Origin of the sequence: Metallosphaera yellowstonensis MK1, assembly GCF_000243315.1 — an archaeon.
GTDB lineage: Archaea > Thermoproteota > Thermoprotei_A > Sulfolobales > Sulfolobaceae > Metallosphaera > Metallosphaera yellowstonensis.
In genome coordinates this window covers 280368-292639 of the sequence record NZ_JH597770.1, presented here as the reverse complement: position 1 = coordinate 292639, position 12272 = coordinate 280368, and the positions used below count along the sequence as shown (strand labels likewise).

At 46.4% G+C, this 12272-nt stretch carries 12 protein-coding genes, 3 tRNA genes and 2 pseudogenes; 6 read left to right on the top strand and 11 right to left on the bottom strand.

Annotated elements, in window-relative coordinates:
- Window positions 1-87: 87 nt before the first annotated feature.
- A tRNA-Thr gene (locus METMK1DRAFT_RS12325) sits at window positions 88-176 on the top strand.
- Here METMK1DRAFT_RS12325 and ccr1 read toward each other — a convergent pair.
- Together ccr1 and METMK1DRAFT_RS12315 are read right to left on the bottom strand one after the other, a co-directional pair.
- Window positions 158-295 carry an aCcr1 family cell cycle regulator gene (ccr1, locus tag METMK1DRAFT_RS12320; RefSeq protein WP_048088102.1) on the bottom strand — a complete coding sequence of 46 codons (138 nt, stop codon included), beginning with the start codon at window positions 293-295 and terminating at the stop codon, window positions 158-160. The genes METMK1DRAFT_RS12325 and ccr1 overlap by 19 nt on opposite strands.
- Before the next feature lie 306 nt (window positions 296-601).
- Window positions 602-674 (bottom strand) — tRNA-Gln (locus METMK1DRAFT_RS12315).
- 63 nt (window positions 675-737) lie between these two features.
- On the opposite strand from METMK1DRAFT_RS12315, the gene METMK1DRAFT_RS12310 reads away from it, so the two are divergent.
- Genes METMK1DRAFT_RS12310 through METMK1DRAFT_RS12295 form a run of 4 tightly spaced genes read left to right on the top strand, consistent with a single transcriptional unit; the run spans window position 738 to window position 4219 of the window.
- On the top strand, window positions 738-1490 hold the full coding sequence (locus tag METMK1DRAFT_RS12310) for a hypothetical protein (RefSeq protein ID WP_009074641.1): 753 nt from the start codon (window positions 738-740) through the stop codon (window positions 1488-1490).
- Between the two features lie 42 nt (window positions 1491-1532).
- The gene (locus METMK1DRAFT_RS12305; protein WP_172634159.1) at window positions 1533-2774 is read left to right on the top strand and encodes a phosphoglycerate kinase; all 1242 of its coding nucleotides are present in this window, start codon (window positions 1533-1535) and stop codon (window positions 2772-2774) included.
- Window positions 2771-3793: a phosphorylating glyceraldehyde-3-phosphate dehydrogenase gene (locus METMK1DRAFT_RS12300; protein ID WP_009074638.1), complete on the top strand. Its 1023-nt coding sequence runs from the start codon at window positions 2771-2773 to the stop codon at window positions 3791-3793. The genes METMK1DRAFT_RS12305 and METMK1DRAFT_RS12300 overlap by 4 nt, the downstream gene beginning before the upstream one ends.
- Window positions 3794-3811: 18 nt before the next feature.
- Entirely contained in the window at window positions 3812-4219 is a 408-nt protein-coding gene (locus METMK1DRAFT_RS12295) for a universal stress protein (RefSeq protein WP_082230067.1), read from the top strand.
- Here the strand turns inward: METMK1DRAFT_RS12295 and glyA are convergent.
- The 7 genes from glyA to METMK1DRAFT_RS12260 form a co-directional block, all read right to left on the bottom strand.
- Window positions 4212-5507 carry a serine hydroxymethyltransferase gene (gene glyA / locus METMK1DRAFT_RS12290; protein ID WP_009074634.1) on the bottom strand — a complete coding sequence of 432 codons (1296 nt, stop codon included), beginning with the start codon at window positions 5505-5507 and terminating at the stop codon, window positions 4212-4214. The two genes, METMK1DRAFT_RS12295 and glyA, sit on opposite strands and share 8 nt — an antisense overlap.
- A gap of 25 nt (window positions 5508-5532) precedes the next feature.
- Window positions 5533-6768 carry a hydroxymethylglutaryl-CoA reductase (NADPH) gene (gene hmgA, locus METMK1DRAFT_RS12285; RefSeq protein WP_009074632.1) on the bottom strand — a complete coding sequence of 412 codons (1236 nt, stop codon included), beginning with the start codon at window positions 6766-6768 and terminating at the stop codon, window positions 5533-5535.
- Window positions 6752-7162 (bottom strand): Zn-ribbon domain-containing OB-fold protein, encoded by a 411-nt coding sequence (locus tag METMK1DRAFT_RS12280; protein ID WP_009074630.1) that lies wholly within the window; start codon window positions 7160-7162, stop codon window positions 6752-6754. The genes hmgA and METMK1DRAFT_RS12280 overlap by 17 nt, the downstream gene beginning before the upstream one ends.
- A 5-nt stretch (window positions 7163-7167) precedes the next feature.
- Window positions 7168-8253, bottom strand: a complete 1086-nt coding sequence (locus METMK1DRAFT_RS12275) for a thiolase family protein (protein WP_009074628.1) — start codon at window positions 8251-8253, stop codon at window positions 7168-7170.
- Between the two features lie 10 nt (window positions 8254-8263).
- Entirely contained in the window at window positions 8264-9310 is a 1047-nt protein-coding gene (locus METMK1DRAFT_RS12270; protein ID WP_009074626.1) for a hydroxymethylglutaryl-CoA synthase, read from the bottom strand.
- A 90-nt stretch (window positions 9311-9400) separates the two neighbouring features.
- Window positions 9401-9787 carry an adenosylmethionine decarboxylase gene (speD, locus tag METMK1DRAFT_RS12265; RefSeq protein ID WP_048088101.1) on the bottom strand — a complete coding sequence of 129 codons (387 nt, stop codon included), beginning with the start codon at window positions 9785-9787 and terminating at the stop codon, window positions 9401-9403.
- Window positions 9788-10178: 391 nt separating this feature from the next.
- Window positions 10179-10266, bottom strand: a tRNA-Arg gene (locus METMK1DRAFT_RS12260).
- Window positions 10267-10506: 240 nt separating this feature from the next.
- Between METMK1DRAFT_RS12260 and METMK1DRAFT_RS17875 the strand changes: the two are divergent.
- A pseudogene (locus METMK1DRAFT_RS17875) lies at window positions 10507-11531 on the top strand (IS701 family transposase).
- 166 nt (window positions 11532-11697) lie between these two features.
- Here METMK1DRAFT_RS17875 and METMK1DRAFT_RS12245 read toward each other — a convergent pair.
- Together METMK1DRAFT_RS12245 and METMK1DRAFT_RS20160 are read right to left on the bottom strand one after the other, a co-directional pair.
- Entirely contained in the window at window positions 11698-12144 is a 447-nt protein-coding gene (locus METMK1DRAFT_RS12245) for a DUF5616 domain-containing protein (protein ID WP_425357388.1), read from the bottom strand.
- A 48-nt stretch (window positions 12145-12192) separates the two neighbouring features.
- Window positions 12193-12264 (bottom strand): annotated as a pseudogene (locus tag METMK1DRAFT_RS20160) (DUF434 domain-containing protein); the annotation flags it as partial.
- Between the last annotated feature and the right edge of the window lie 8 nt (window positions 12265-12272).

The window sequence follows — 12272 nt, the reverse complement described above, 5'->3', positions numbered from 1 at the left end:
CCTAGGATAACATCATCAGGAAGTTTGGGCACATCTATGTGAATCTTCTGGGAAAGACTTTAATGGCATATTTTCGATGATTATAACGCCGCTGTAGCTCAGCCTGGCCAGAGCGCCGGCCTTGTAAGGATCTCCTGGAGAGCCGGCGGTCGCGGGTTCAAATCCCGCCAGCGGCTTCTAAATATTTCTTAAGGGCATCCCTGATGATCTCGCTTCTGGAGACCTTCTTATTGGCAGCATAGAGGTCAAGCCTAAAGAGCAAATCCTCTTCTGCCTTGAATGTTATTACCCTCATGATCTCGGTATTACCTTTTTAACAGAATATATATGTTAAGATACTTCCGCAACTCCGTAGAGAGAGGGGTAAACGAAAGTAATATGTTACAACTCCTCTATTGTAGTCCGATGTAAAACAAAAGGGTTTTCTCAGATAACTCGCCTACAGTCTCAAAGTTTCCCCCAGAGAGTTTCCTTATGTATCGCTATAAAACCCTTTTAGATTAAATTTTTAATATAAATACTAATGTGTGTTTGTCATCTACGTCTTCAGACTCCTTTGTAATAATTCTGTTCGATATTTAGAGAACGGGACCATAAGAGGTAGCCGGGCTGGGATTCGAACCCAGGTCCCAGGGGCCAAAGCCCTGGATCCTTGGCCGCTAGACTACCCGGCTGATAATTGTTTCATCAGACGTCATTTTAAAGTTTTTATTGTGCCGAACGCTTATACCAATTAGATGTTCTGGCGTTTCTTCAGAGATTCTAGTGACGGTCCTAGCGTCATTAGGGACAGATATGGGGAGTGGATGCTCGTCAAGGGTAATAAGGAGCTATCCTTTGTAGCAGATCTCCTAGACAAGTCCTTATCCAAAGTGAAGGCTAAAAGGGGCGAGGTTTACGTACTCCAGTTCACTAAGGACGAGCTAGTTCCGAATTTGTTTTCAATAAAAGGAATGGTGCAGTTCCGAGAGAACGTGATTGAAGCTAACTTCCAAGAGGCCCTAAAGAAGGTGTTTGACGATGTCGGACACTTAGGTGAGATAAAGACGGTAAGACTCAGGCTCTGTAACGAATTGGTTATGTTCTTCTATTTTAACCTGGTTTTAAAGAGGACTAAGAAAGCTAGAGCAGGGGTGAAGCTTCTCCTTCCCCCCCTAGGAGTATCAGTTTCAGGGATACCTTACACGTTAGGGGGATTGTTTAACGCCATGGCGGGATCTGAGGGAAGGGAGCCCTGCATCGTCGAGGCCGACTTATCTGATTCCAGACTAGTGAAAGTTCTCCTGGCGTGCAGAAAGTTCAGCGTAGACAGTTTCAGGCTTAAGGAAGCTCTGCTTTACTTCCTGGAGGGAGACGACGATTTACGGCTCAGTAGGAGGACAGGAGATGGAGGAACAACTGAGTTAGAAATAACACTACTCAACTTCAAAAGAGATATGATGATACCACTCCTTTGGGACAACTACTTGAGTACCTACTCGTCCTGCTAAAGTTTAATTTGTGAGAGTTAGAAAGTCACACGGGGAGTCAGACTGATTAAGGTAAATGAGATGGTTATTCCCACACTGGATGACGTAAATTTCACCAACAGTAAAGTTCTCGTTAGAATAGACATCAACTCTCCTGTGGATTCGAAATCTGGCAAACTTTTGGACGACTCTAGAATAAGGGCCCATGTGGAGACCGTAAAGGAATTGGTGGAGAAGGGAAACGGAGTTGTCCTAGTTTCGCATCAGGGAAGACCTGGAGACAGTGACTTCATCGACTTGGAGGAGCACTCTAGGCTACTTCAAAAACACTTGGACATGGAGGTGGAGTTCGTGGGGGACGTGATGGGGCCTTACGCCAGGGAGAAGATAAAGAACATGAAGTTGGGGTCCGTTATACTTCTAGATAACGTAAGGTTCGTCTCTGAGGAATTGATCGAAGCTTCACCATTACAACACGCTAAAAGTTACCTAGTCAGACGACTTTCACCCTTGTTTCAAGGCTATGTGAACGATGCCTTTGCAGCATCTCACAGGAGTCAAGCTAGCCTCGTTGGGTTTCCTCTGGTTCTTAAGTCCAGTGCGGGAAGAGTGATGGAAAGGGAGGTATCAGCGTTAGCTAAGGTCTTCAATCCTGAAGACTCACCTAAGATATTCATAATGGGAGGTGGAAAGGTTCTGGATAGCCTGAGGATAATAGAGAATCTAGTGAAAAGGAGGCTAGCCGACAGAATCCTCACTGGCGGTCTTATCGCTGAACTCTTTGCAGTTGCCAAAGGTCTTGATCTGGGTAAGGAGAACCTGCAGGTGTTAGAGAAGGCAGGAGTTTTGGGTCTAATAAGTAGAGCAAGGAAGCTACTTCTTTCAGGTGCACCGGTGGAGATACCTGTAGACTTCAAGGTGGAGAAAGGGGGCCAGGTCCATGAGGAACCAGCAAATAAAGTAACGGGGATTATAAAGGATGTAGGCTCCACAACAGTGAACATTTACTCGTCATTCGTTAGAGACGCTAAGGTTATAGTGATGCGTGGGCCTATGGGTGTAATAGAGGACGAGAGGTTCAGGGAGTCCAGCAGAGCACTACTAAAGAACGCCCTTGAGAATCAAGGGTACGTGATAATAGGTGGAGGTCATATGATAAGCCTACTTGGAGGAGAGGGGCAGATAGATAAATCCAAGGTTCACGTTTCTACTGGGGGAGGTGCACTTCTGCTATTTTTGGCAGGAGAGAAGTTACCCGCACTTGAAGCACTGGACATGTCCGCAAAGGAGGCGATGAAGGCTTGATAAAAGTTTCTATTAACGGCTATGGTACGATAGGTAAGAGAGTAACCGATGCCGTACTCAATCAAGCCGATATGGCTCTAGTAGGAGTCTCTAAAACTACTCCCAACTTCGAGGCCTTCCAGGCTTATAAAAAGGGGATAAGGATATATGTCCCCAAGGAGTCTCAGAAAGAGTTTGAGGAGGCAGGAATAACCCCTTCGGGCTTCATTGAGGACATGATAAAGGAGTCTGATGTGGTTGTCGACGCGACTCCAAACGGAGTTGGAGCTCAATACAAGCAGCTCTACACTTCCATGAGGAAGAAGGCGATCTTTCAGGGTGGGGAGAAACCCAACGTCGCTGACGTCTCCTTTTCCGCTCTCTGTAATTACGATGAGGCTGTGGGAAAGAATTACGTTAGGGTAGTATCCTGCAACACTACATCCATGTTGAGGACGCTCTGCACACTAAACAAGGTAAGTAAAATACAGAAGGTCAGGGGAACTATAGTTAGGAGGGCTGCAGATCCCAAGGAAGTTAAGAGAGGTCCAATAAACGCCATAGTACCCGATCCACCAAGCGTCCCGAGCCACCACGCTAAAGACGTCAATACGGTGCTGAAGGACTTAGATATAGTGACCATGGCTGTCATCGCTCCTACAACTCTTATGCACGTTCATCTATTAGATGTGACTGTCTCTGATCCAGTGTCGAAAGAACAGGTTCTTGAAGTCCTCAGGAACACACCTAGGTTATCTCTGGTTAGCGGTAAATCTAAGGTAACGTCTACCGCAGAGATCATTGAACTATCAAGGGATATGGGAAGATATAGGAACGATATCTATGAGGTAGTCATATTCGAAGATTCAGTATCTACTAGGGGAAACGAGATATTCATTATGTACGCAGTTCATCAAGAGGCGGTGGTGGTTCCAGAGAACATAGATGCTATACGAGCTGTATCAGGGTTTTCAGACAAGACAAAATCCACAGAAATGACAAATGCTTCCTTAGGGATAAGGCCTGGCTATCTGGTGTAAACCCGAGGTGAGATGGATTTGGGCTCTCCAACCTATACAGTGAGCATGTGGTTTAGGAGAATATTGGTCCCCGTTGACGGATCTGAGAATAGCATGAGGGCGTTGGAGTTGGCTCTGGACTTCAGCATGAGGTATGGTTCCAAAGTGACAGTGATCTACGCGTGTAACAGATGTAGTGATGCAGAAGAAGTTAAGGCGAGGGTTAAGGAAAAACTTAACGAAAAGATAGAGTATGAGTACAGGACCGTAGACGTTCCTCAGGACAGTAGCATTTCCAACGAGATATTGAGAACACTTTCGGAGGGAGTGTTCGACGCAGTAATAATGGGAGCTAGAGGAAACACAACTAACAGCGACATAAACACCGGTTCCAATGCGCTTTCGATTGTAGTCAACGCTCCAATTACAGTCATTGTGGTTAGATGAGCATTGGAATTCTCTTTGACGAGATCGCGGAGAGGTCGTAGTCTAGGGCATATTTTATCTCGAGGAATTCGGACCTAATCTCAATAACTTTTTTCTTCACTTCCTTTATATCCTTCTTATCGACTAAAAGTTCCTTCATTAAGAGGGCTATTTCCTGCATTTCCCCCTCCTTCATTCCATATCTGGTCATCTCTTGAACTCCTATTCTGATACCGCTTGGATCTCCAACAGCCTCTGGCGGATCATCGGGTAAAAGGTTCTTGTTCACTATTATGTTAGCTTCCTCAAGGGTCTTAGCTACAAGTGTACCTCCACCTAAGTTCCTCACGTTGACTGCCACTTGGTGACTCTTAGTGTATCCTAGGTGTTCTCCAACCACATTGAATCCATAAGAAGCCAAACTGTTAGCGAGAGCCTTCGCGTTCTTAACGATCTGTGAGGCATATTCCTCCCCGTAAACTTTCATCTCCAGTGCAGTTAAAGCGGTGGATGGAAGCCTATGGAGGTGATGATTACTCACGAACCAGGGAAATATAGTCCTAGATACCATCTTAAATTCGGCCTCCTGGTTTGAGAAAACGGCTCCACCTTGAGGTCCGGGGAACGTCTTATGGGTTGATACGTTTAGAAAATCAGCTCCTTCAGCAAGCGGATTACTCCAGGCTTTTCCAACTATCAGACCATAGACGTGAGCCGCGTCGTAAACGAGCTTGGCGCCAACGGAGTGGGCCAATTCAGCTATTTCTTTAGTAGGATGAGGAAACAAGTAAAGACTTCCTCCAAGTACCACGAACTTGGGCCTAATAGTCTCCATCATCTTGGACGCTTTATCAATGTCTACATTCATGTTCTCCTTGTCGTAAGGCATCTCTATGTGTTCTATACCTAGAGCACCTAAAGTCCCAAACTTAGTGTGACTGACGTGGGCACCAGCCTGAACCGGTGCAATGAGAGCCTTATCTCCTGGATTTGCAAGGACCCTGAAAACTGCAGCGTTAGCTATTGTGCCACTGGTGGGCCTTAGGTCACAGAATTTGCTTTGGGTTATCTCGTTCATGAGCTCCATGGCCAATGTTTCAATTTCGTCCACATATTTCGTCCCCTGGTAGAATCTCTTGTAAGGCTTCCCCTCAGCATACCTGGACATGAAATCGCTCATGTATAAGGCCTCAGCGAGGGGACTCATCACGTTTTCCGAGGCTATCAGGTTTATCGTTTCAGTCCTTCTCCACTTGTTCTGGGTTTTAGTTATCTCGATTATCTTTTCTAGATCCTTTTGCACATCCATGCTCTACTAACGTCTCTGGTAAGAATTAAGTCTTTATGCCACGACCCAACTTTTTATGAGCCTTTCCTAGTTCTCTAGACGCCAGAGCCGCGAGAAGGTTCAATTCTCCTGCAAGCACGGCTGCGGCTATTATTTCTGCGAACTTTTTAGAGTTAGCTCCTGGTTTATCGGAGTTCCCATCCAGGCCCATTATACTTAACGCTTCTCTTTGTGTGGGAAGCCTTGTCCCTCCACCCACTGTACCTATCTCTAATGACGGGAGAGTGACAGAGATGTACAAATCTCCATTCCGGTTCTCCGTCCAAGTATACCCTGTGCTGCTCTCCACCACCTGCGCTACGTCCTGGCCGGTGGCAATGAAAATAGCGGCTATCACATTAGCGAAGTGTGCATTGAATTGAAAATGCGTCCCTGCTCTAGCCCCTCCCAACCAGTTCTTCCTCAGGTTAACCTCATGAATTGACTCGGAGTCGGTCTTCAGGTATTTTCTGATCACATCTCTAGGGATTACAGCTTCAGCTATAACGGTCTTTCCTCTCCCCATGAGCTCGTTGACCATAGATTGCTTCTTATCGCTACATACGTTTCCGCTTACAGCAACGAGTCTGGCTTCGGGAAACTGGCTCTCGATAAGCTCACACGCAGCTTCAGTGGCTATGGTTACCATATTCATCCCCATCGCATCTCCAGTTTCGAATTCGAACCTGAGCCATACGTTGTTACCCAGGATAAACGGGACTATTTGCTTCAATCTTGCGTGAGACGACGTGGACTCTGCTACCCTCTTTATTTCCTCAAAGTTCTTAGTGGCCCAATTTAAGAACTCCATAGCAGACTTAATTGACTGGAACTTAAAGACAGGGGCTCTAGTCATTCCGTCTCTCAAAACTCTACTTATTATAGGACCGGACTCCCTTAGTATCTTCATACCCCTGTTCACACTAGCTATCAACGCGCCTTCAGTTGTGGCCAAGGGAACATAAAACATGCCCTTAGCGTACTCACCCTCAATTCTGAGCGGTCCTGCTACCCCCAGCGGTATTTGGACAGCGCCTATAACGTTCTCAGCGTTTCTGTTCTTTATCTCCTCGTAATCTATTATCGTGGAGCCTATAGAGGGAAGTCCTTTACCAGTTATCTTTTCGATGGCTAGCCTCCTGGCCACCATGGCCGCATTAGCTTCCAAAATCTCGTCGATCTTATGAAGCTCTAGTTCACCTCTTGCCACCTTTTCCGCTACTTCCTCAATTTCGTTGTTCATTGTCTATCAGCCTAAATTTCGTTCCGTACTCTATGAGACCGTTATGAGAGTCTACCCTTAGCTTTCTAAATACAGCTTCGACTCTAGCTCCCTCCTTAGGTTCTTCGTCCACATCTACTAGTGGGGCTACTATCTCTATTCCCTCATCAAGCCGTATGAGACCGAAGTATATGGGAGCGTCTCTTTCGAATCCAGTCCTGACCTGGTGGGTATACGTGAATGTTATTAACGTTCCCTTTCCACTTAGCTTCTTTTTTGTGACTTTGAAGGAGCCACACTTATTACATACATGTCTAGGGGGAAACGTGTACGCTCCGCAGCTCTGGCACTGGGTTGCAGTGAGAGAATACTGGGTTTCCTTATTCCTCCATATTTTGGGTGGAAGGATCTTCACTTATATCACCTCGAAAGGCCTATAGTGTAAGCCACTTTTCCTAGGTCGTCTGTGGACACTACAGCTCCCCTCTCCGCGTTCTTAGCCCTCTTCCCCTTGAAGGTTCCAGTCAGTTGCATGTAGGCTTCAGCTAACTGATATACCCCTGTTGCCCCTCCTGGATAGCCACGCGCCTTAAGTCCTCCTGAGAGATTAACTTGAGAGTCCGCTATGTTATATAGAGATTTCCCTCTCTCGAAGCCTATCTCGTCAAGAATCATGGCAGCAATGACACTGTAAGAGTCGTGTATTTCAATGAAGTTTGGCTTAAAGTCCCTCCAGGGGAGCCACGCTTCTCTTACTGCAACAAGTTCTCTCATGCTATATCCAAAGGAAGAACCGTACACGTTCTCCACCTTCACTTTTGATTCGGAAAATTTCCTGGCTAGTTCACCGTTGGTAAGAAGGATCGCAGCTGCTCCATCAGCCCTTGCCGCTGTATCGAATAATCTAATTGGATCAGATATTATTTGAGATTTCATTATTGTATCCTTATCGACTTGAAACTTCAAATACGCGTAGTGATTCTCTGAGGCATTCTTATGCATTTGGTAGGGCCACTCCGCGAAATAGTCGTATCCAACACCATAGGTCTTCATGTAGAGTTTCATCTGAAGTGCAGCATAGCTGGACTGTGTCATCCCTATTCTATAGGAGTACTCCTCGTCCAAGTTCTCCGCTAAAATGTCGTTGAGATGGTTCGTCGGAAAGTCTGATAGCTTCTCTGCACCTACAATTAACACGCTTTTCGCTATTCCAGATTTCAGGAACGAATATGCAGTAAATATCGCAGATCCTCCGCTAGCGTCTCCTTGTTCTGTCCTAATTGCAGGAACCCTGAGGCCTAAGCTACTGGCTATTTTTTCGCTGAGTAAGACCTGCTCAGTAGTGCTCTCGCTGTACGCGTTAGCCAATATGAGAATATCAGGATGAACAATAGATATTTCTTCTGCAAGGCCGGAGATTGCGCCAATGGCCAAGTCGATAATGTTATTCTCGTAATACCTATCCACTTTCAGAATGGAGGCTCCAGTTACAAAGACTTCACTCATTCCATGACACCTAGTCGTATACCTTGAATTTATTTGTGGTCTTTGCGTAGTAAGCGTAACTCACATATTTCTTTCTCCCTATGTAGTAGTCAACTGTATGCGCTAGTTTCTGTCTCTCTACGATACTATCAGTGACTATGAAGCTATAGGCGTCACTTCCTGCACCGCTACCGAAGGGCGCGACCAATATTCTCTGTCCAGGTTTGGCCACGTCGAGGACTCTGGCAAATCCTAGGAGTGCCGAAGCATTATACGGATTTCCTATGAATGGGGAAATTAACCCCTGCTTTATTTTCTCAGTCGGTATGCCGAACTTCTTAGCAATCTGAAAGGGGAATTTGCCGTTGGGTTGGTGGAATATAAAATAATCAAAATCTGATACTCTAAGGCCTGTATCTTGCAGTAGCCTATCCACAGCTGCACTTATGTGGGCGAAGTAGGCGGGCTCTCCAGTGAAGGCTTCTCCGTGAAGGGGATAAGGGGATCCATCCCTCCTCCAAAAATCAGGAGTGTCCGTAACGAATGAAGTAGAGGCTTCTACAACGGCAGCTGACTCTTCAGCTCTTCCTACAACGAAGGCAACTGCTGCGGCTGCAGAACTGAGTTCTAATACGTCTCCTGGGTTAGACTGGGCTGTATCAGATCCAACTATGAGGGCATATGAAACTTGACCTGCATCTACCATGGAGAATGCCATCCGAAGGCCCGCAGAGGCAGCCCTACACGCGAACTCTAAGTCCGCTGTAAGGGAGTACTTAGACAGGCCCAATGCATCTATCAATATGGTAGAGGTGGACTTTACGGCATAAACTTTTGACTCAGAACCGAAGAGGGCCATCTCTATCTCTCTAGGATCTATCATAGCTCGTGCTATGGCGTCCCTGGAGGCCTCAATCGCCATTGTAGTCGAGTCCTCATCTGATGCTGGGACAGACTTCTCGCTTAGTCCCAATGATTTGACTATGCCCTCCTCCTTCCCCCAAAGTTTGGCTATCTCATCAACCTTTATTCTATATTTAGGAACATATGATCCCCAACCTATGATACCGCTTTGCATCTTACACATCTAATATGTCATCACTTAAAAGTTTTCGGTGATTGTCTATGGCATTATAGACAAAGAGCTATAGAATTAAAAAATTCAAAATTATCCAGAACTCCTGTCTGCGAAGAACATCTGATATCTCTTAGGCTTTAAGTTCTCTACAATATGATTGAAAGCCGCTTGAGGGTCGCTATCCTCGCCACACGTATACACATCTAGTGTAGCGTAGTTGTATTCGTTCCAGGTGTGCAAAGCGATGTGACTTTCCTCCACTAGTGCTATCACCGAAACCCCGCCTTTCTTCCCTCCGAAACTCCAAGATTTAGCCTCGACTAAGTTCATCTTAGCTATCCTCACCGCCTCTAGGACTATCTGTTTGAGTTTGGCCTCGTTCTTAAGATCCTCGGGGTTTATATCATATAAATTTCCAAAAACATGCTTACCTATAATTTTATCATCCGAGGATTGAAAGACAGCCTGTCTGGACATCTCTTTTTCTGGTGCCCTCCGGTTACACATAATCCCCTTTGAATTTATAAATGTAACTAGTCTATTCTCCTCCTCATTTCCCTTCTGGATACGGAAAGGAAGACGAAAATAGTGGTTTGGCTCTCATAGGGTTTCCCTGAATTCGTAATTAACGTCTGGCTCTCATAACTCTTCTACTCCCTATCCGGACACGAGAGCCCACTTCCTCGCACTGTTCATCGGGTTAACGGTGATACTCTTCAATACTAGTTCAATAGTGAATTTAATTATGATTAACTAGAAAATCTTTATATAATAGCTATATTATTGAATTTTATATTCTCTAGAGAATAATCAGCAAAACTTCCACAACTTCAATAATTGAAATTTTTCTGCTCGCTTAAGGATGTAGCGGACCCGGGGGGATTCGGACCCCCGACCCTCGGCTCACTCTGCCTCCTTAGGAGGCCGGCGCTCTATCCTGGCTGAGCTACGGGTCCACAACAAGTTCACGCAAATATTACTTAAAGAGTTTTCGGGGATAGGACTTCATGAATCTTTCATAATTTTACGCTCCTCTCTCGGTGGCTATTACCCAAAAGTTAAGATCATTATTAGCGATACACGGGAGATCGTTAGTCGATTTTAAGCCTCAGAATCTTATAATCAGAAGTTATGGGAATCTTAGGGAGGTAATACGAAAAGCCCGTATTAGCGAGAAGTTTTTCAGCGTCGTCCTGCTGAAAAGGTGCGGAAAGAGACAAATCGAGTTCGCTAGGGAGAGGCTGGTCAAGGCGGTAAACAGGCTGGGAGTGGTGAGGAGGAACGGGAGGAGCAGGAAGGTTAACTGACACTTATCCTGATGGCCTTGGTAGGTGGGAGGGCCAGCGTGAGGAACGCGGCCGAGACGTTCGGGTTGGACTACGCAAACCTGCTGGAGGCGTTGGGAGAACTCCACGACGCGTGGAGGGACTGGAGGTCCTGTCAGACTGGTGAAGGGTCGGGTCGTCATCGTGGACGACACCGTGGACCACGACGCTCCGGGTAGACGTGAGCCCCTGAGAACCACTGGACCTACTGCCACACCCAAGGGAGGTTCGAGAGGGCCAAGCTCCTCACGGTCGTGATAGTGGACCTCAAGCAGGACGTTCACGGTTTCCCCTACGCCGTGAGGAAGATGTTGGATTTGTGAGAGTCAACGAGTTCAAGACCAAGATCGACGTGGCCAGACGTTGGACGTGCTCAAGGAGCGCTTCCGCGTGTCCAGGGTCGTCTTCGACTCCCGTACCGTCCGAGAAGCTCGTGACGGACAACATGGTGTCAAGGCTCAAGTCCAACCGAGCTCAGGGTCTGCCCAGGACACCCTCTAGGAGGGGCACCTCCCAGTGGGATACCCCCGGAGTCTACTACGCCGACCTGACCCTGGGAGGCCGAGTGGTCATGGTGAAGTTGCTAGTCCGGGAACGTAAACGTGACTCCTCCGGGACACATGTGAGGTACCTCTACACCACCGACCTCTCGCTCAGCGAGGAGGAGGCCTGTCTGGCCGGAGATCGAGGAGCTCCACAGAGACGTCAAGGCCCTGGGACTCGTCCTTCTGGAGGAGGGAGAGGCTTCAGGGTTACCTCACGACCTTCACCATCAACAACGTCGTCAGGGAGCTGGTAGTGGAGCTAAACCTGAGGAGCGTGGAGGCGTTCCTCAGGCTCTCGAACGTAATTTAGGCGGACCGCCGGGGCTGATGAAAATCTTTAAGTTACGTTAAAATCCCATAACTGCTACTGCTTATTAGGTTTCGCATAGTGTTGAGGCTTATAGGATAAATTTCGGCAGTTAGTTTGACCCAAATGTGGAAAAATGAATTAACAAATTACTAATTAAAGTGAAGATTTTCCAGATGAGTATTGATATTATGGATTATTGTTACTGACTCAGGATATATCATCAGGCATTTTTATGGCCTTGAGGTTTGGGAACATCGCCTGGACAACATCATATACCCTTGATGCCTTCATGAGTACTACAAAATCACTAGTGACTGCAGTACCAGAGGATATAATCACCTCCTTGTCTGCCCTCTCTACAACTCTTACTGTTACTCTCTCTCCTGCAAGGGTTCTCTTGAGCTCTCCACTCTTGCTTATCTGAGAATCCAGTATAACGATAAAGTCTACCCCTTTTTCTTTAAGATAACTAGAAAGTAAGAGGAGCGCATCTATGATTCTAGGACTAGACTTCTTGGAGCCTGCATTCATATCCCTTATGAATCCATCATCGCATAGGAAAACTTGATCCTTCTCTAGAACGGATAAAACGGTCAATCCGACGTTATAACCATCGATGATCAAGGGCTCCTTTAGTTCCACCTTCTTTCTCACCTTCTCCACGTCACTATCTGAATGAACACATCTGTATAGGAGCGTCCTCTCCTCTCTGTTCAGTTTGTATCTTCCAGAGATCAGGTCTAGGGAGGATTTACTAGTGTATCCTCTGTTCAACAGATATT

What these genes read in the sequence shown, in the direction of transcription:
- ccr1 (WP_048088102.1), bottom strand. Translation starts at nt 295, where the DNA reads ATGAGGGTAATAACATTCAAGGCAGAAGAGGATTTGCTCTTTAGGCTT.
- METMK1DRAFT_RS12310 (WP_009074641.1), top strand. Translation starts at nt 738, where the DNA reads ATGTTCTGGCGTTTCTTCAGAGATTCTAGTGACGGTCCTAGCGTCATT.
- glyA (WP_009074634.1), bottom strand. Translation starts at nt 5,507, where the DNA reads ATGGATGTGCAAAAGGATCTAGAAAAGATAATCGAGATAACTAAAACC.
- hmgA (WP_009074632.1), bottom strand. Translation starts at nt 6,768, where the DNA reads ATGAACAACGAAATTGAGGAAGTAGCGGAAAAGGTGGCAAGAGGTGAA.
- METMK1DRAFT_RS12275 (WP_009074628.1), bottom strand. Translation starts at nt 8,253, where the DNA reads ATGAGTGAAGTCTTTGTAACTGGAGCCTCCATTCTGAAAGTGGATAGG.
- METMK1DRAFT_RS12270 (WP_009074626.1), bottom strand. Translation starts at nt 9,310, where the DNA reads ATGCAAAGCGGTATCATAGGTTGGGGATCATATGTTCCTAAATATAGA.
- speD (WP_048088101.1), bottom strand. Translation starts at nt 9,787, where the DNA reads ATGTCCAGACAGGCTGTCTTTCAATCCTCGGATGATAAAATTATAGGT.